The sequence below is a fragment of the Streptomyces sp. NBC_00984 genome (assembly GCF_045162475.1).
Taxonomy (GTDB): Bacteria; Actinomycetota; Actinomycetes; order Streptomycetales; family Streptomycetaceae; genus Streptomyces.
In genome coordinates, this window is sequence record NZ_CP108734.1 from 34,159 (window position 1) to 52,091 (window position 17,933).

Annotated in this window: 17 protein-coding genes; 11 read left to right on the top strand and 6 right to left on the bottom strand. The window is 69.2% G+C overall.

Annotated features, from left to right (window positions below):
• Positions 1-182: 182 nt before the first annotated feature.
• Positions 183-464 (top strand): hypothetical protein, encoded by a 282-nt coding sequence (locus OG520_RS00185; RefSeq protein WP_406011689.1) that lies wholly within the window; start codon positions 183-185, stop codon positions 462-464.
• A gap of 95 nt (positions 465-559) precedes the next feature.
• Here the strand turns inward: OG520_RS00185 and OG520_RS00190 are convergent, their stop codons facing one another.
• Entirely contained in the window at positions 560-1,087 is a 528-nt protein-coding gene (locus OG520_RS00190; RefSeq protein ID WP_406011690.1) for a hypothetical protein, read from the bottom strand.
• Between the two features lie 98 nt (positions 1,088-1,185).
• The gene (locus OG520_RS00195; protein ID WP_406011691.1) at positions 1,186-2,361 is read right to left on the bottom strand and encodes a replication-relaxation family protein; all 1,176 of its coding nucleotides are present in this window, start codon (positions 2,359-2,361) and stop codon (positions 1,186-1,188) included.
• Between the two features lie 76 nt (positions 2,362-2,437).
• Here OG520_RS00195 and OG520_RS00200 point away from each other — a divergent pair, with 76 nt between their 5' ends.
• Entirely contained in the window at positions 2,438-3,154 is a 717-nt protein-coding gene (locus tag OG520_RS00200; protein ID WP_406011692.1) for an IS6 family transposase, read from the top strand.
• Between the two features lie 142 nt (positions 3,155-3,296).
• Here OG520_RS00200 and OG520_RS00205 read toward each other — a convergent pair whose 3' ends face one another.
• Positions 3,297-3,785 carry an N-acetyltransferase gene (locus OG520_RS00205; protein ID WP_406016375.1) on the bottom strand — a complete coding sequence of 163 codons (489 nt, stop codon included), beginning with the start codon at positions 3,783-3,785 and terminating at the stop codon, positions 3,297-3,299.
• Here OG520_RS00205 and OG520_RS00210 point away from each other — a divergent pair.
• Genes OG520_RS00210 through OG520_RS00225 form a run of 4 tightly spaced genes read left to right on the top strand, consistent with a single transcriptional unit; the run spans position 3,744 to position 6,725 of the window.
• Positions 3,744-4,757 (top strand): transposase, encoded by a 1,014-nt coding sequence (locus OG520_RS00210; protein WP_406011693.1) that lies wholly within the window; start codon positions 3,744-3,746, stop codon positions 4,755-4,757. The genes OG520_RS00205 and OG520_RS00210 overlap by 42 nt on opposite strands.
• An 8-nt stretch (positions 4,758-4,765) precedes the next feature.
• The gene (locus OG520_RS00215) at positions 4,766-5,470 is read left to right on the top strand and encodes a transposase (RefSeq protein ID WP_406011694.1); all 705 of its coding nucleotides are present in this window, start codon (positions 4,766-4,768) and stop codon (positions 5,468-5,470) included.
• Positions 5,471-5,478: 8 nt separating this feature from the next.
• A complete protein-coding gene (locus tag OG520_RS00220) occupies positions 5,479-5,769 on the top strand; it encodes a hypothetical protein (protein WP_406011695.1) in 291 nt (96 codons plus the stop codon).
• The gene (locus OG520_RS00225; protein ID WP_406011696.1) at positions 5,766-6,725 is read left to right on the top strand and encodes a hypothetical protein; all 960 of its coding nucleotides are present in this window, start codon (positions 5,766-5,768) and stop codon (positions 6,723-6,725) included. Before OG520_RS00220 ends, OG520_RS00225 begins: the two co-directional genes overlap by 4 nt.
• Before the next feature lie 812 nt (positions 6,726-7,537).
• Here the strand turns inward: OG520_RS00225 and OG520_RS00230 are convergent.
• Together OG520_RS00230 and OG520_RS00235 are read right to left on the bottom strand one after the other, a co-directional pair.
• On the bottom strand, positions 7,538-7,915 hold the full coding sequence (locus tag OG520_RS00230; RefSeq protein ID WP_024757633.1) for a nuclear transport factor 2 family protein: 378 nt from the start codon (positions 7,913-7,915) through the stop codon (positions 7,538-7,540).
• Between the two features lie 455 nt (positions 7,916-8,370).
• Positions 8,371-9,579, bottom strand: coding sequence for an IS3 family transposase (locus tag OG520_RS00235; RefSeq protein ID WP_406011697.1), 1,209 nt, complete (start codon positions 9,577-9,579; stop codon positions 8,371-8,373).
• A gap of 102 nt (positions 9,580-9,681) precedes the next feature.
• On the opposite strand from OG520_RS00235, the gene OG520_RS00240 reads away from it, so the two are divergent.
• From OG520_RS00240 to OG520_RS00260, 5 genes are all read left to right on the top strand, one after another.
• On the top strand, positions 9,682-10,488 hold the full coding sequence (locus tag OG520_RS00240; protein WP_406011698.1) for a TnsA-like heteromeric transposase endonuclease subunit: 807 nt from the start codon (positions 9,682-9,684) through the stop codon (positions 10,486-10,488).
• 141 nt (positions 10,489-10,629) lie between these two features.
• The gene (locus OG520_RS00245; RefSeq protein WP_406016376.1) at positions 10,630-12,693 is read left to right on the top strand and encodes a Mu transposase C-terminal domain-containing protein; all 2,064 of its coding nucleotides are present in this window, start codon (positions 10,630-10,632) and stop codon (positions 12,691-12,693) included.
• 671 nt (positions 12,694-13,364) lie between these two features.
• Positions 13,365-13,868: an ATP/GTP-binding protein gene (locus OG520_RS00250; RefSeq protein WP_406011699.1), complete on the top strand. Its 504-nt coding sequence runs from the start codon at positions 13,365-13,367 to the stop codon at positions 13,866-13,868.
• Positions 13,869-13,951: 83 nt separating this feature from the next.
• Entirely contained in the window at positions 13,952-14,836 is an 885-nt protein-coding gene (locus OG520_RS00255; protein ID WP_406011700.1) for a TniQ family protein, read from the top strand.
• A gap of 658 nt (positions 14,837-15,494) precedes the next feature.
• Positions 15,495-17,345 (top strand): Ig-like domain repeat protein, encoded by a 1,851-nt coding sequence (locus tag OG520_RS00260; protein ID WP_406011701.1) that lies wholly within the window; start codon positions 15,495-15,497, stop codon positions 17,343-17,345.
• Positions 17,346-17,538: 193 nt separating this feature from the next.
• On the opposite strand, the gene OG520_RS00265 is transcribed toward OG520_RS00260, so the two are convergent.
• A complete protein-coding gene (locus OG520_RS00265) occupies positions 17,539-17,904 on the bottom strand; it encodes a hypothetical protein (protein WP_406011702.1) in 366 nt (121 codons plus the stop codon).
• Positions 17,905-17,933 lie beyond the last annotated feature (29 nt).

Genomic DNA, 17,933 nt, shown 5'->3' on the forward strand with positions numbered 1-17,933 from the left:
GCACCTCACACCCGGAAGCGGACACGAACCGTAAATCCGTTGGCCTGTGGATAGATTCAGGCGAAATGCGGGCCCCGAACTGGGACCTGTGGACAACTTCGCGGCCCAAAAATCCGCAGGCGCCCCGCCTGTGGGGCGCGGTCGGTACAACGGTGGGAGGGATCAACCGGGAGGGGCCGCGCATGACCGCACACGAAGAAGCGACGGAACGCGCAAAGCAGTACGAAAGGTTCGCCAGGGTCTACGCCAAGAAGGCACAGGAGGGCGATGCAGGTGCGGCACAGCTGGCGCGGGCGTTCGCGTCGCTGGCGGTCGCGGCCCGGATGGAGCGTATGGACTGGCGCATGCGTGTGCTCGGTGACCAGCTCGAAGACGTGAAGAAGTCGATGGACGGCCTTCGCCGCAAGTGCCCGAGCGGTGACATCCATCAGCTGGCAGCGGCATTGCTTACCGTGGGGCTGTGACCACTGCCTCCGATGACGCGGCCAAGCCGGTGCCGGGGCGGGGCGGCGACGGGCCCGGCCTGGGTGAAGGCCGGGCCCGTGGCGGTGCGGTACGGCTATCGGGTCTGGAGGGCGCCGCGGTCGATGAGGCCCTGAATGTAGGGCGGCCAGTCCCGTTCCAGGCTGGTGGTGAGGGCGGCGTGGACGTCGGCGCGTACCTGCGGGGTGACGTGTTCGACGTCGCCGCCCGGGTAGTACAGGCGCACCCCGTCGCGGCTGGCGTCGCACAGGATGGCGTGGGCCTTCTGCACGAGCGTCATGTAGAGCTGCGGGACCGGCGCCTTGACGAGTTCCTCGATGACGGCTTCGTAGTCGGCTCCGAAATCCGCCCAGTCCTTGCCCTGCTTGTCGAGCCAGAGGGTGACGTCGGAGAAGAAGACCGCTTTGCCCGGCCCGTCTTTCGGGTCGCGGGCCAGGCCGGTCGCGAGATCGAGCGCAATGCCGGCGCCCTTGCTGACGAGGTGGCGGGGAATCATCGTCGGGGCGACGGCCACCGCGCACTCACCCCAGCCATCTTGGGTCTGCTCCGGCCAGGGCAGTCCCAGTACGAGCCAGCCGTCCGGTGCCAGCAGCTTGTTGCTCACCGTGTTCTTCCCCCTCGGTCGTGGATGGTCCGCATCCGATCCTTCCGCCCCGGCCCGGCAGCGGACAAGACGTCCTCCACCCGCCGGCCCACGCGCCGCTACCGGCGGCGGCCGAACAGTCCGCGGTTCTTCTTCGCCTCCGCTTCGGCCGCCTCCCGGGCTGCGGCTTCCTCCGCCTGGAGCCGCGCAGCTTTCTCCGCCTGCGCCTGTTCATGGTGTTCGCGCAGGCACGGTCCGCACAGCTCGCGGTGCTGCTGCGCCGGGTACTGCCGGACCGTGTCCCAGCGGTCGTCGGTGAACTTCGCTCCGCAGCGCCTGCACACGGGCCGCTGCGCCTCGCGGGCCGCGGCTTCGCGCTCCTTCTGGCGCTTGCGGGCCTGCTCCCGCTGCACCACGTACAGCCGGTCACCGTCGGGGTTATCCAGGGCCTCCGTCAGCGTCTGCCACTCATCGCGCCCGAGCCTGCGCCACACCTTCCCCGCCGCCCCGGCCGGGTCGGCGGTGATCCGCTCCAGCTCGGTCACGACCACGGGCACCGCCTGGTGGTAGTCGACGGCCGTGATGCCACCGCCCGCGTACTTGGTGCCGGCGAAGTAGGAACGGGCGGCCTGCTCCAGTCGCTGCATCCTGCTGGCCCGCTGCGCCGTCGTCTTGCCCGTGAACACGAACGCCACCGGCACGTAGCCCGCGCGGCCGGTCGCCGGGTAGATCCGCGACCACAGCCGGAAGTCGTGCACCGCCGCACCGTCGTGGCGGGCCGCCTGCGCCTTGGCCTTGTCGGCCTTCGGCGCCAGGAGCTCGAACCACTCGGTGTAGCGGCGCACCTTGGCCACCAGGACGTCGACGGGCTCGTTCACGCGGTCGACCTCCAGGAGCATCGCGGGCACTTCGGCATCCGGGGCCCGCATCGTCAGGTCGGCGTACTGGGTGTAGCCGTAGGGGAGCTTGTGGCCGATCTCGGTCTGCCAGGACAGCGGTGTGCCGAAGCCGGCCCCGGTGAGGACCGCAGCGGTCATCGTGACGGCGGCCGCGTGTTCGTCGAAGCCCTCGCCGGTAACCGGCTCACCCTCATCGTCGAACTTGAGCTTGCGCAGTGCGGAGACCCGTACGTTCCCCGGCAGCAGTTGCTTGGCCTCCTTGTGTCCTCGCTCGGTGAGCACCCACAGCTGATGGTTCGACTCCAGCCGCGTCTCCACTCGGACTTCGCCGTCCTCCTTGAGCGCGTTGAGGGTGTCCCTCATGCACCGGTCGTGCCGGTCTCCGGGCCGCAGCATGCGCCACAAGGGCGCTGTCACGTTGGCGGGTGGCGTGGGAGGATCCTCGGTTGATCATGGTGGAGGGGGATCGTCCGTGGGGAGCGTGTCGCCGTCATACAGGGGGCACCGGTACCCGGTCGAGATCATCGCGCACTGTGTGTGGCTGTACTTCCGGTTCCCGCTCAGTTTCCGTGAAGTCGAGGAGCTGATGCTAGGGCGCGGTGTCATCGTGTCCCACGAGACCGTGCGCCGCTGGTGTCTGAAGTTCGGGCAGGCGTACGCCAACGCGCTGCGCCGCCGACAGCCACGGCCAGGGGACAAGTGGCATCTGGACGAGGTCTTCATCAAGATCAACGGTGAGCAGAAGTATCTGTGGCGGGCTGTCGACCAGGACGGCAATGTCCTGGACATCCTGGTGCAGAACCGGCGGGACACGGCCGCGGCCAGGCGCTTCTTCCGCAGGCTGATGACGACGGGCGGGGTGCCGCGAGTGGTCGTCACCGACAAGCTGCGTTCCTACGGCGCCGCCCACCGCGAGGTCATGCCCTCGGTGGAGCACCGCTCCCACAAGGGATTGAACAACCGGGCCGAGAACAGTCACCAGCCGACGAGGCAACGCGAACGGGCCATGAAGGGCTTCCGCAGCGTGGGCGGGGCCCAGCGGTTCCTGTCCGCGTTCAGCGGTATCTCACCCCACTTCCGGCCCCGACGCCACCTGATGACCGCATCCGAACACCGAGCCGAAATGACCATCCGCTTCACCACCTGGGAGCAGATCACCGGCGTCACCGGCCGACTTACCGCGGCTTGAGCCCAGGCCGGCACCCGGCCCCACCACACCTCGGCGCACAGTCAGACACCCACACACCCAACAACGTGAAAACGCCCGACGACCACCCAATCGAGACGGCCGTTCGAGCACCAAGTCCCCAGAGCACTACGACAAAAGCTACTTACGCGTTGGGGTGCTCCGGCAGGGCGAGCCAGTCCGACCAGGAGATCTCGCGGCCGAGGAAGCGCGGCTGCTCGAACGGCCAGTCGGCGGCGATCCACTGCGGCACCAGCTCGTCGAGGGCCTGCTCGACCTTGCTGCCCACCAGCTCGTCCACCACCCACCAGGAGATCTCGCCGTCCGCGCCGGCCCTCTCCGGTGGGTCGATGTAGACGCAGCCGAGCAGAGCTGTCTCCGCCGCGCCGAACAGCGCGTAGTTGAAAGACTGGTGTGCGGCGATCTCCTTCTCGTGCCGCAACAGGTCGGCCTGGTCGGCCTCGTAGGTCATGGTGGCCGCGGGCCAGCCCCAGGCGACTCTGCTGCGCAATTCCGTGCGGGGGTGAAGGTGGGCACGGGATGATCGTCTGTACGGTCGTTGTCCTGTCGTGCGGCCGTGGGGGTGGTGTGGATGTCGATGCGGCCGGAGGGGCTGCCGGAAGTCCCGGAGCAGACCGTGATGGTGGCGCGGGCGGCGTTCCCGCAGGGGAGCCTGGCGATACGGGTGCGAGACCGGCTCGCGGAGGTTTTCGCGGACGAGCCGTTCGCGTCGGCGTTCGGGGTGCGTGGGGCTCCGGGTTTGTCTCCGGGGGTGTTGTGCCTGGTCACGGTGTTGCAGTTCGCCGAGGATCTGACCGATCGGCAGGCCGCGGCGATGGCGGTGCGGGCGATCGACTGGAAGTACGCGCTCGGGGCGGAGCTGACGGACACCGGCTTCGATGCCAGTGTGCTGAGCCGGTTCCGTTCCCGCCTGTCCGACAACGGCATGGAACGGGTGGTCTTCGACCGTCTCCTTGAGTACTGCGTGGAGGAGGGGCTGGTCGCGGCCGGGGGCAGGCAGCGGACCGATTCCACCCATGTGATCAGTGCGGTGCGGGACTTGAACCGCCTCGAGCTGGCCGGGGAGAGTGTGCGGGCGGCGCTGGAGGCCCTGGCTGTCGCGGCGCCGTCGTGGCTGGCCGGGCAGGTCGATGTCGCCGAGTTCGCTCACCGGTACGGGCCGCGGGTGGACGGCTGGCGCATGCCCGCCTCGCAGACGAAACGCGACCGGCTCGCGCAGGTCTTCGGCCAGGACGCGCTGGCGTTGTGCCGGGCGGCCTGGTCACCCGGCACACCCCCATGGATCCGTGAGATCGAGTCCGTACAGATCCTGCGGCAGATCCTCGTCCAGACGTACTACCTGAGCACCGACACCAGGGGACGGGAGGTGATCAAGAAGCGGGCCGCCGACGACGAGGGTGTCCCGCCCGGTCATCGCCGCCTCGCCTCCCCTACGACGCGGACGCACGCTGGGCGGCCAAGGGCGAGGGCCTGTTCTGGATGGGCTACAAGGTCCATCTCACCGAGACCCGCGACACTCCCACCGAAGCCGAAGCCGAAGCCGAAGCCGAAGCCGAAGCCGGTGTCCGGGCGGCACCGAATCTGATCACGGACGTGTGCACCACCGATGCCACCGTGCCCGATGTGAAAGCGACCGCCCCGGTCCAACAGCGCCTGGCCGAGCACGGCATCAGGCCCGCCGAGCACTACCTCGACTCCGGCTATCCATCCGCCGACCTCATCGCCGCCGCGCTGAAACAGGGCACCCGTATGGTCACCCCGGTTCTGCTGGATCATTCCGCCCAGGCCAAGGCCCACGCCGGCTTCGACAAGAGCGCCTTCATCATCGACTGGAGGGCCCGCCAGGTCCGCTGCCCCGCCGGCAAGACCAGCGCGCACTGGAACCCCGTGAAACAGCACGGAACGGACACGATCGTCATCACCTTCGGCGTCCGCACCTGCCGCCCCTGCCCCTTCCGCGACCAATGCACCAGCTCCGCGAAAGGCCGCCGCATGCTCACCCTGCGCCCCAGAGAGCCAGAAGAAGCCCTCACCCAGGCCCGCGCCGAGCAGAAGACCGAGACGTGGAAGGCCAAGTACGCCCTGCGAGCGGGTGTGGAAGGCACTATCAATCAAGCCCTCGACATCACCGGCATACGCCGGGCCCGCTACCGCGGGCTACCGAAAGTCCGCCTCCAACACGCCTTCTCCGCCACCGCACTCAACGTGATCAGACTCGACGCCCACTGGACCGGACACGACCAGCATCACACCCGCAGCAGCCGGCTCGAACGCCTCGCCTACCGACTCACAGCCTGACCCAGGAATTGCGCAGCAGAGTCCACGAGCCGTTCAAAGACCTGGTACGGGCGATGGAGAACGCGCTCGATCTGCGATATCACCGGGCCGGGAGCCTGGTGAGGCTGGCGCCGTACCTGCACGCGCGCACCGCCGGACGGATCGGGTCTCTGGCCCGTCTGATCAAGCAGGCGGCCCTGACCGCGCTGGCCGACGGCACCGAACGGATCACCAGGACCACCCTCGACGCTGTCCGCCTCGATCACCTCGCCGAACAGCACTACCGGCCCCGCACCCGGACCAAGACCAGCACTCGGTGAGCCAGACCGTTCTCACGGCCTCTTGGGCGGCCGCACCCGATGCCGCGGGAAGCGGCGTACCCGCCGGTGGGGCATGGGCGGCGCGGATCCCGCCTTTGGCACCGGGGGTGTTCCGGGTACGGCCACTGCTGTTCGAAGCGACCGCCTCATACCTACAGCGCCTCGCCGGTGCCTACCGGCTGACGCTGCCGCAACTCCTCGACGGCAGCGGTATCACCGTCCACGGACACGGCACCTCACCCGCGGCTGGCCTGTGCCTGACGCCCGGCGCCGCCCACCGCATCGCTGTACTGGGCCGGATCCCGCTGGCGCACCTCACCCGCGCCCTGCCCCACCTGACCCACCACCGCCGTTCTGGTCCCGGGCCGGCCGCCGCGTACTGGAAACCCCTCGAAGCCGAACATCAGCCCGTGGCCGCCTGCGCCTTGTGTACGTGGCACCACAGCCGGGGCGTGACCGGGATGGCGTGGGTTCATCGGCCCTGGCACCGGCTGGTCTGTCCGCGCCACCAGCAAGCCGCTCCCGGCCCGCGGCTCACGTCCACGCTCCACACCTGGGCCGTGCCCGAACTGATCACGGCCCACCACGCCCACCAGCGTCTGAAGCGTCACCCCCAGGCCGCGAGCGCCTGGATGACGGCACGCGCGGTCACCACACGCTGGTACGACCACCAGCAGCATCTGACCGGCCGCTGGCAGCATCGCCTGGGCCGGCTCGTTGCGGGCAACACCCATCTGGGCCGTGCAGGGACTGCCTCGGCTGTTCTCCTGGCCCGTGATCTGGTGACCTACCCCGAAACCGTCGCCCTCGCCCGCACCCTGGCAACCCTCCCCCACACGCGCCGGACCCGCACGGGCGATCTCCTCGGCGTGATCGCCCACCGCCTCAAACTCGACACCCTGACCCCCACCACCAGCGATCCCCTGACCGTCTACCTCACCCACGCACGCCCCTGACCAGCACCAACAAGCACCAGGCACGGCCGACACCCCTACAGGCACCTATAGACGTGCCACCACACCCACAACAAACACAAGATCAATCCCGCCCAACTACCAAACCCCAGATCAACAGCCCGAACAACCAAACCGAACACCCCTGCACAGCACCCGGACACAGCCACTACCGGCCACTGCACCCACCCATAAATCCCCAGCCCAACAACAAGACACCAGGCCAGAACAACCCAAATACCAAAGATCTAAAACTCCGTCACATCTTTCACGGAATGTGTGCCAGAACCGAATCTCGTGAACAACGCCAGTCATCGTACGGGCAGCGCATCACCGATCGCCCCGGCCGCCGGGCTCCCGTGCAACGGGGTGCCGGCGCGGCGGCCGGGATCGTGGTCCAGGAGCAGCGTGTTGGCCCTGGCCTGCGGTGGTCGGGTCTGTGGTCGGCCTGCGTCGGCCCGTGGTCGGGTCTGTGGTCGGGCCCGTGGTCGGGGCGGGCCCGGCCGGCTAGTTGAGGACCTGGACCTCACCGACACGTACACCGAAGCCGGTCTGTCGGGTCTCGGTGAACTCGCCGCCGTCGTTGAGGGCGGGGGGCCGTCCACGTGACGGTCCAGGTCGCGGTGGCGGTGCTGCGGACGCCCCTCAACACCGCAGCCTGACCAACCGCGAGCTTGCGCGGCCACAGCGCATCATCGGTCCGCTCGTGGCCAAGCGCGGACGACCGAAGCGTTGTGAAGATGATCTCGGCTGGGCAGACCCGGAGCCCCGAACGGGGCCGGTTCAGGAGAAGGACGGCGCCAGAGGAGGATGACTCAGGAGGCGGACGGCTCGATCTCCCCCGCGAAGACGATGACCTGGTCGATGAGGCTCCGCCGCAGATGGACGACGTCCGTTCCCGCCAGGCGGGGGCCTCCATCCGGCGTCGTGAAGACCCACTGGTACCGGGCCCACTCGTCCGGCATGTCCACCGCCGAACAGCGCACCATCGTGCCGGTCCCCGCGGGGTGGCGCCGGATGTCCAGCACGAACCGCTCGACCGCCTCGATCCCCTCACTGCGGCCCAACGGTCCCCAGAAGACCACGTCCGAGGTTAGGGCCTGGGAGAGCAGCGCAGTCACATAGCTGTCGTCCGAGGCGTTGAACGCGGAGATGAACGTGTCGATCGCGGACCGCGCGGTCTCTTCCTGCATGCACCATTAATACCAGTCGCCTCGCGGACCGCGCTCGTCCCGTGAGCCGTCTCCCGACCACGGTGAACCATCCCGGTCACAGCACTAGATGCGCAACCTGGTGCTCCGCTCCCTGAGGACTGCTCCTGGTCGCGCGCTTCTGGTCGCGCCTCACGTCGCGCTCCTGGTCGCGCCAGGATCCAACGCGATGGAGGGAAAACCGCAGGCCGCAGGGTCCGCCACGGCCAGGCGGCACGCCGACTACTTACCGACAGAGAGGTCTGTGCGCAGCCGGACCCGTCATCGCCGTCCGATGCAGCAGCCACCCGGCCCGGCCGGCGCGGTCCTCCTGGCCGTCGCCGCGGTACGTCACCCCGGAGAGGTACGCGCCGGACGGAGACGTGCACGGCCACTGCGGCCGGGCCCGACCCCCTTGGCCGCTGACCCAATTGCCGACCCGCCCGGCACGGTCGGGGTCAGGTGCTGAGGCGGCAGGAGCGCCAGCGGTGGCCGGTGCGGCTGATCAGTCCGCGGGCTTCGAGGCGGCCGAGCTGGTAGGCGGCGGAGCTGGTGCTGGACAGGCCGAGCCACCGGAATATCTCGGGCCTCGCCTGAGACATCGTCACCAGCACTCTCCTGTGCATCGTTTCTCGCTTCAGTCCCTGCCAGAAACTCTCGGCCAGGGCGTTGTCGTAGCTGGAGCCGACCCTGCCCATGCTTCTGCGGATGCCGTGCAGGTCGCAGACCTGGGCGAACGCGGCCGAGGTGTAGTGCGATCCGTGGTCCGCGTGGAAGATCACTCCGGTCACGTTGCCGCCGCGGCTCGCGACCGCGGCCTGGAGTGCGTCGATGACGAGCTCGGCCCGCATGTGCGGGGCCGTCGACCAGCCGAGCACTCGGCGCGACCGGATATCGATGACGCAAGCGAGGTAGAGCCACGCGGCTCCGACCTGCACATATGTGATGTCGCCGCACCACTTCTCGTCCAGCGTACCGGCGGTGAAGTCCCGCTGGACCAGGTCCGCCACCGGCGGCGCGAGGGGGTCCGGGATCGTGGTGCGCTTCTTCTTCCGCAGGTGACGGCCGACGATGCCGTGCTTGCGCATCAGCCTGGCCACGCGCTTGTGGTTGACCGTGTGGCCGAAGCCGCGCAGTTCGGCATGGACTCGAAGCGCGCCGTAGTTCCCGCGGTGTTCGGCATGGATTCCGCGGATCTCCTCGACCAGGGCGTCCTCCTCGAACTGCCGCCCCGCCCGCGCCTCGGCGCCGGTGCTCCACCGGTAGTAGCCCGAGCGGGAGACCTCCAGCACCCGGCATATCCGCTTGATGCCGAACATCTCGGCGTGGGTGGAGACGAAGTCCCAAGCGGCGGTCTTCACTTCATCTCCCGGGCGAAATAGGCCGCTGCCCGACGCAGGATCTCCCGCTCCAGCTGCCATTCCTTCCCCGCCTTGGCCAGCCGCGCGTTCTCCGCCCGCACCCCGGGCCAACTCGGCCTCGGTGTCCTGCGACGCGCCTGCGGCGACTGGACGACCGTCGGCATCACGCACCCAGGTCCGCAGCGTCTCGGGGTCGACGTTCAGATCAGCCGCGACATCCTTGAACGTCCGCCTGCCGGCCGAAGCCCGCCACAACGCGATCGCGTCGGACCGGAACTCCGCACTGAACTTCGAGGGCCGTGCCACGTAGATCTACACCTTCCAGGATCAGCAAGATCCATTGTCAGGTGTGTCCACACCACAGGGGTCACCTCAGGGGAGGTGTCCGGGGCGTATTTGGCTGGAGGCATGGAGCAGCTTGGCGGTGCCGGCCGTGTGGTTGTTGAGCAGGAGGGGCTGGAGGTGGTGTTCGCCGATTCTGGCGGGCGGGTGAGGCAGCTTTCGTGGGAGCAGGCGGTGGTGTCGGTGCGGTTCGAGGAGTTGGGGCCGGTGTCGGCGTTTCCGGTGGTGCCGGGGCGTCGGTGGGGGCCGGGGTGGTGGTGGTCGGCGACGACGGGCCGTCATGTGGTGCATGGGTCGGCCGCGATGCGCACGCAGTTGATGGTGCTGGACCGGGAACCGGAGGTGGCGGGGCTGGCGGGGCGGCCGGTGCGGGGCGGGACGAGGCGGACGGCCGGGTGCGTTCGTGGGTGCCGCAGGTGTTCGCCCGGTACGCCGACGGCACCGGGCTGTTCGCGGACTGTCCGTCGAGCCCGGCCTCGGGCGGCGCGGGGGCGTTGCGGGCTCAGGCGGTGCTGGAGGCGGCGTGCGCGCGGGTGGGGTGGGCGGTACCGGCGGCTGGGGCCGCCTTCTGCGGTGGTGGCGGCCAATCTGCGGTGGCTGGCCGGCTACCGGCATCCGCGGTACCGGGGGACGCCCGGGCTGCAGGACTCGGTGGCTGGGGCGTACGCCGTGTCGCGGCCTTTGCTCAACAGGGCGGCGTCGGTGGGTGATCCTCTGCAGGTCCTGCCTGTCGTCTATCACGCGCTGTGGTGCGGGCAGTTGGTGACGGATCTCAATGAGCCGCTGCACGGCGGATCGCTGGTCGGGGTGTCCGCGGGTGGTGGTCCGGGCGGTGTGCGGATGGCTGGGGCCGGTCTGCGGGAGAGCCGGTGAGCGGGGTGGGCGGTCGTAAGGGGGGCGGGGCGGCGTCCGGTGGTGGAGGTCGGCGGGCATGTCATCTACCGGGGGCAGACGTTCCAGGTGGTCGGGCTGCAGGGGCAGCGGGTGTATCTGCTGGGTGAGGACGGCACGGACATGTCGTTGCTGTCGGGCCGGTTGTTCGCCGACCCGGGCTTTGCGGTGGTGGGCGCGCGGGAGGCGGATGCGGTGCCGCAGTGGGGGCTGTTCGAGACGGTGCCGCTGGCGGCGCAGCAGCGGGCACTGGCGTGGCTGCCGCACATCCGGGAGGTGGAGACGGGATGGCCGCATCCCGAGGGCAACGGTGAGGGGCAGGTGATGCGGGAGGAGTACGACCCCGGGCGGTGGACGCTGGCGCAGCGGGAGGCGGCGAAGGCGCGGGAGCTGGCGGCACTCGGGTTTGCGCGGGTGACGCGTACGACGGTGCAGAAGATGCGGCTGGTGTACCGGGAGCAGGGGTTGTGGGGGCTGGTCGACAAGCGCTCGGTGCCCTCGTGGGGCCGGTCTTTGACGGGTTATACCGATGAGCGGGTCGTGGCCGCGGTGCTGGAGGCGTTGCGTCGGCAGCGGGGGCGGTCGAAGGGGACAGTGAAGGGGCTGCAGGTGCTGGTCGGGCAGATCCTCAAGGACACGCACGGGCAGGAGGCGGTGGAGCTGATGCCGTCGCGGTCGACGTTCTACCGGCTGGTGAACGCGCTGGCCGATCCCGTCGAGCGGCCCGGGCGGGCGGCGCGGACGGCGACCGGGTCGGCGCGGGGGCAAGCGGTGCAGGGGGCGCTGCGGCCCGGGGAGCAGGTGCAGATCGACACCACCCGCCTGGACGTCATGGCTGTGCTGGAGGACGGGAGTCTGGGACGTCCTGAGCTTTCGATCGCGGTGGACGTGGCGACGAGGTCGATCCTGGCGGCGGTACGGCGGCCGCACGGTACGAAGGCCGTGGACGCGGCGCTGTTGCTGGCCGAGATGGCCGTTCCCCACCCCGCTCGGCCTTCGTGGCCTGCGGTGCTGCAGCTGTCGCGGGCGCAGGTGCCCTACGCGCGGATGCTGTCGCTGGACGAGCGGCTGGAAGGGGCGGCGGCCCGTCCTGTGATCGTGCCGGAGACGATCGTCGTCGACCGCGGGAAGGTCTACGTCTCCGAGAGCTTCGTCGCCGCGTGCGAGATGCTCGGGGTGAGCGTGCAGCCCGCACCTCCTCGGCGGCCGCAGGCCAAAGGGGTGGTGGAGCGGACCTTCGGGTCCATTAATGATCTGTTCTGTCAGCACGTCGCCGGCCACACCGGATGCAGTCCTCTCCGGCGGGGCAAGGACATGGAGGCGGAGGCGCGGTGGACGGTCCCGCAGCTGCAGGACTTCCTGGATGAGTGGATCGTGTGCGGGTGGCAGAACCGTCCGCACGAGGGGCTGCGGCATCCGGTGCTGCCGAAGGCGGTGCTCAGCCCGAACGAGATGTGGGCTGCGCTGATCGCCGTGTGCGGGTACGTGCCCGTGCTGTTGGACAGGGCCGACTACCTGGAGCTGCTGCCGGTGCGGTGGCAGCCGGTGACCGAACGCGGCATCCGTATCGACTACCGGACCTACGACCACGAGGTGCTGGATGACTTCCGTGGCCGGCGCTCTGATGCGGTGGCCAAGGACGGCAAGTGGGAGGTTCACTACAACCCGCATGACGCCCGGCAGGTCTGGGTGCGTCTGGGCGACGGGAACCCGTGGATCCACCGCGATCACGTCCACCAGCCTTTCAACGACCAGATGTGGCGGCACGTCCGCAGCGAATTGGAACAACGCGCGGACCGTGAACAGCACGAAGCCGGCCTCGCCGACGCTCTCGACCAGGTGCTGCGGCGTACGCGTGGCGAGGTGAGGGCGGCGCCGAAGCGCAGGGGCCGCAAGCCTCCGATCACCGCACCCGGTAGCGCGGCCGTTCTTGACGGCCTGGCGGGGGGTGCGGGCCTGCCGGCGCCGCGGCAGGCCCGTGAATCCGAAGACGGTCAGAGCCCGGGGGCCGAAACTGCGGCAGGTACAGGTCGGGACGCAGGAACAGGAGCAGGAGCAGGGCAGCCTGCGGATGCCCTGGGGGGCGGCCCGGCAGGGGGCCTGGGGGGACGGGGAATGGGGCGAGAGCCTGGACGACCTCGCCGCCGGTCAGGGCGACGAAGACGAAGCAGAGGCGGACGGTGCTGATCTCCCGCTCGGCGAAACCGGCGAGAGCGAGGGCGGCGGGTACGGATTGTGGGACGCCGAGGCGGAGGCCGAACGGTGGTAAGGATCCCGCCGCATGCGGGCGGGGGTGGGGTGCCGGGGGGCGGTCGCCCGGCGGAAGGACCCCTCACGGACGCGGCAGACGTGACGGGCGCTTGGGGTGAGGAGGGGCCGGGGTCGGTGACGACGTGGGACGGATTCGCCCGCTTCACCACCACACCGGTGACCGCACCTCCGAAGCCCGGGGCACCACCGAGGAGCCTGGACGAACGGCTGGCCTACCACTCACGGTTCGTGACCGTACGCACCCCGGCCATCGACAGACTCGCCGTGAACGTACGAACCCTGATGATCATGGGCGGCGACCAGCAGGTCACCGCACGGCCCTCCCTGATCGTCGCCGGCCCGGCCGGGGCGGGAAAAACCACCGCCCTCCTCCAGGTCGGACGCACCTGCCACCTCGCCCACACCCGCCGCCGCGGGGAGAACGCGGTGGGCGGGCAGGTACCGGTCGCCTACGTCCTGGTCCCGCCCGCCGCCACCGCCAAGACCCTCGCCGCCGAGTTCGCCCGCTACCTCGGCATCCCCGTCACCGCCCGCATGTCCCAGACCCAGATCGTCAACAGCTCTGCCACACCTACACACAGGCCGGCGTGCGGCTGGTACTCATCGACGAGATCCACCGGCTCAACCCCTGCACCACCACCGGCGCCCAGAGCACCGACCTCCTCAAGGACCTCACCGAGCGGATCGGCGCGACGTTCATGTACGCGGGCATCGACGTCACCAGCACAGCGTTGTTCAGTGGGGTGCGCGGGGCCCAACTCGCGGGCCGGGCATCGCTGGTCGAGTGCGGGGTCTTCCCCGCCCGGCTGGGCACCAGCGAGCCGTTCAAGGACCTCGTCACCGGCATGGAGAGGGCCCTTGACCTGCGACGCCACCGTCCCGGCACCCTTCCGGGGCTGGCCTCGTATCTCCACGAGCGCACCGCCGGGCGGATCGGCTCCCTCGCCCGCCTCATCCGCCAGGCCGCGATCACCGCCCTGACGGAGGGCACCGAACGCATCACCAGAACCACCCTCGCGGGCATCCGCCTGGACCACCTCGCCGAACAGCACCACCGGCCCACCAGCCGGCACAAGGCACCCGCCCGGTGAACCGGACAGAACAGAGGGGCAGTTGCGGAGCCTGGACGGGCGGGGCACAGCACGGGTCTCGCCTCGCAGGCGTGTGGGCGGACATGGCGCCCCTGGCACCGGGGGTGTTCCGGGTACGGCCGCTGCCGTGCGAAGCGACCGCCTCCTACCTGGAACGTCTCGCCCGCACCTACCGACTGGCGCTGCCCCAGTTCCTCGACGGCATCGACATCACGGAGCACGGCCACGGCAGCCTGCCCATCAACGATCTGCGCCTCACCCCCGGTGCGGCCCGCCGGGTTGCCGCGGTGGCCCGTATCCCGCTGGACCACCTCCTGCAGGCGCTGCCCTACCTCACCCACCACCCCAGCCCTCACAACCCGCGCCGGGCAGAAGACGAACCCGGAGCGTCCTGGACGGCCCTCGACGCAGAGCAGCAGCCCGTGCGTGCCTGCACCCTCTGCGCACGGCACCAAAGTCACGGACAGGCCGGCGCTGCATGGGGTTACCGGCACTGGCACCACCTGGTCTGCGTCCGCCACCAGCAAGCCGCCCCCGATCCCCGGCTCCACGCGCCCGTGCGTACCGGGGCCGTGCCCGAACTCACCGTGGCCCACCACGCCCATCAGCGTCTCCTGCGCCACCCCCGCGGGAGGAATACGTGGATGGCGGCGCGGGCGATCACCACCCGCTGGTACGACCACCGCCAGCACCTGACCGGCCGCTGGGAACACCGGCTGAACCGCCTCACCGCGGCCAGCCCTCATCTCACCCACACCGGCAATGCCTCGCCCGTACTCCTGGCCCGCGATCTCGTGACGTATCCCGAGACCGTCACCCCCGCCCGCACCCTGGCCACACTCCCCCGCCCCCGGCCACGCACCACCCGCGGTGTCCACGCAGTGATCACCGACCGGCTCGGACTCGACACCCTGACGCCCACCACCAGCGATCCCCTGACCGCCTATCTGACCCACACACACCCCTGAACAGCACCAACGAACACCCCACACGGCCACACCCCAGCAGCTACCTAAAGGCATATCCTCACAATCACCACAAAATCGAGATCAATCCCACACAATCACGACACCCCAGACCAACCACCCGAACAACCACACCGAACACCGCCTCCACACGCTCCGAAGACACCCACCCCTCCCCCACACCCACACCAAAATTCCCACCCGAAACACAAAACACCAGGCCACAACAACCGAACCACCGGAAACCTAAAACTCCGTCACAGCATGACAGTTCGTCATCTCGTATGCGGAATGGTCTTTTCGGGTGAAACGCAGTCAAGGGCGTAGTGTCGTATTGCTTATTTCGGGTTAATGGCAGTGACCGTTTTCCGGTGGGCTACCTCTCTTCCCGGGGAGAGAACCAACCCCTATGGTGCGCCCGTGCGTGGTACGTGTCGGTGCGTCCTCTCTCTGTCCCGGTTTCCAAGCGGTAATCCGGTTCGCGTATATCGGCGCCGTGCGACGCGGGCCCCGGTGGGAATTCCTGGGTGGCCCTCTCAGCTGAGAGAGGTTTGTCATGGAATCGAGTGCGATTTGGTTGGCAACTCCGTTGGCAGCTCGCGGGGTTCGGCCGGTTGGCCCGGCGGGTGGATCTGAGGCGCCCGCTGTACGGGGGCTTGCGGTGCTGCCCTTCAGTGCGGAGTTCTCCACGGTGACGATCCCGGCGGGCACGAGCCCGATCCCCGTGGCGGTTGCGCCGAACGGCAACGTGTACGTCGGCAACAGCAACTCGGACAACGTGACGGTGATCAGCAGCACCACCAACACCGTCCTGGCCACCGTCCCCGCCGGCTCGAACCCGGCCATGATCGTGGCGGCGTCGAACGGCAACGTCTACGTCACCAACCAGAGCTCGAACAACGTGACGGTGATCGACAGCGCCACGAACACCGTCCTGACCACCGTCCCCGCCGGCGGGGGCCCGTTCGCGCTGGCGGTGGCGCCGAACGGCAGCGTCTACGTCGGCAACAGCACGTCGAACAACGTGACGGTGATCGACAGTGCCACGAACACCGTCCTGGCCACCGTTCCCTGCGGCGCGGTCCCGGACGCGGTGGCGGTGGCGGTGGCGCCGAACGGCAACGTCTACGTCGCCAACCGGAACGACAACACCGTGACGGTGATCGACAGCGCCACGAACACCGTCCTGACCACCCTCCCCAGCGGCAGTTTCCCGGGCGCGGCGGCGGTGGCGCCGAACGGCAACGTCTATATCGCCAACCAGCTCTCGAACAACGTGACGGTGATCGACAGTGCCACGAACACCGTCCTGACCACCGTCCCCGCCGGCAGCGTCCCGGGGGTTTTCGCGGTGGCGTCGAACGGCAACGTCTACGTCACCAACACCATCTCGAACAACGTGACGGTGATCGACAGCGTCACGAACACCGTCGTGGCCACCGTCCCCACCGGCGCGGGCCCGTTCGGGATCGCGGTGGCGCCGACCGGCAACGTCTACGTCGGCAACTCCAACTCGAACAACGTGACGGTGATCAGCAGCGTCACGAACACCGTCGTGGCCACCGTCCCCGCCGGCGCGTTCCCGTTCTATGTGGCGGCGGCGCAGAACAGCAACGTCTACGTCACCAACGCCAACTCGGCGAACGTGACAGAGATTTCGCCGTTGACGGTGATGACCTCGCCGGCGGCGCCGGTGTGCGGGCAGACGGTGACGTTCAGCATCTCCGGCGGGACTCCGAACGGGACGGCAGTGGTGAACTTCGGGGACGGCAGCCCCACGGTCACCGTCGCCCTGGACGCCACCGGGAGCGGGCAGACCACCCACGCCTACACCGTCGGTACGTTCACCGCGACCGTGAACGGCAACCCCACCCCCGTCACCGTGAGCCAGGACTCCACAACGCCGACGCTGTCGGTGACGCCGAACCCCTCCCTCTGCGGGCAGAGCGTGACCATATGCGCCACCATCACCCCAGGAACAGCCACCACCTCGGTGCCGACCGGCACGGTCACCTTCACCCTCCCCAACGGCCAGACGCAGGTGGTCCCCGTCAACGCTTCGGGGCAGGCCTGCTTCACCACCACCGCCCTGACCACCGGCACCCTCACCGCCGCCTACGGCGGTGACAGCTGCTTCACCGGCTCCAGCGCCAGCACCTCCGTCACCGTGAACCCCAGCCCCACAGTGCTGACCGCACAGACGGGCACCATCCGGCTCCGGTTCACCCCGCTGCCGGAGTTCTACATCCCCACCCTCAGCGCCACCCTGACGACCACCTCGGGCACGCCGGTGGTCGGTCAGCCGGTGACCTTCACCGCCACCACGCTCTTCGGCCCGATCACCCTCGGCACCGCCGACACCGATGTCACCGGCACCGCCACCATCACCAACGCCGTCGTCCCCGTCTACGTCGTAGCCACCCCCTTTTACACCGCCACCTTCGCCGGCACTTCCTGCTACGAGGCCGCCTCCGTCCGCGGTCTCCTGGTGTTCATTCCCCTTCCGGGCTGACCTCGTGGGGTCTGAAATCCCCGGGTCACATGGTCTGCTGCGGCTGGAGAGCGTGTCAGAAAGCCGTGCAAGTCGATGATCTGGGAGGCTGACCGGGGCCCGGTCGAGGGCTCTGGCCAGCCTGCACGGCCAGGGGATGGGCGAGAAGGAAGGACCGGTCGACGAGCGGCCGGTGGACGAGGTCAGAACCCCCTCAATTCTGCCGGCAGGGCGTCAGGTCGCCGACCACTCCGATCCGGATGCCCAGCCACGGATAGGTGTGGTTGAAGAACACGTTGTCCTGCGGCTGCAGCCCGACTGCCGAAGGCCACATCTGGTAGGCCGACGCGTTGGAGATTCCGCCGTGCAGCCGCCGCCAGACCCGCACGGAGTTCCGTCCCGCCGGAGGCGGGGTGATCGTGTCCGTCCATTCGACCGCGTTGCCGCCCTGGTCCAGGGTGCCCCACGGCGACGTGCTCCTCGCCTGGCCGACCGTGCTGAGGCTGCCCTGGTAGAGGTCGGCGTAGGTGCGCGGGTCGAGCCCGATCGGGTGGACGGTGGAGCACTCCTGCGGCTGCACCTGCGCCGGGTGTCGACGTACATGTGAAC

Excerpts from the sequence above, each read along its gene's own strand:
- OG520_RS00245 (WP_406016376.1), top strand. The coding sequence starts at position 10,630 with ATGTCGTTGCTGTCGGGCCGGTTGTTCGCCGACCCGGGCTTTGCGGTG.
- OG520_RS00240 (WP_406011698.1), top strand. The coding sequence starts at position 9,682 with ATGGAGCAGCTTGGCGGTGCCGGCCGTGTGGTTGTTGAGCAGGAGGGG.
- OG520_RS00210 (WP_406011693.1), top strand. The coding sequence starts at position 3,744 with ATGTCGATGCGGCCGGAGGGGCTGCCGGAAGTCCCGGAGCAGACCGTG.
- OG520_RS00185 (WP_406011689.1), top strand. The coding sequence starts at position 183 with ATGACCGCACACGAAGAAGCGACGGAACGCGCAAAGCAGTACGAAAGG.
- OG520_RS00255 (WP_406011700.1), top strand. The coding sequence starts at position 13,952 with ATGGCGCCCCTGGCACCGGGGGTGTTCCGGGTACGGCCGCTGCCGTGC.
- OG520_RS00195 (WP_406011691.1), bottom strand. The coding sequence starts at position 2,361 with ATGCTGCGGCCCGGAGACCGGCACGACCGGTGCATGAGGGACACCCTC.
- OG520_RS00230 (WP_024757633.1), bottom strand. The coding sequence starts at position 7,915 with ATGCAGGAAGAGACCGCGCGGTCCGCGATCGACACGTTCATCTCCGCG.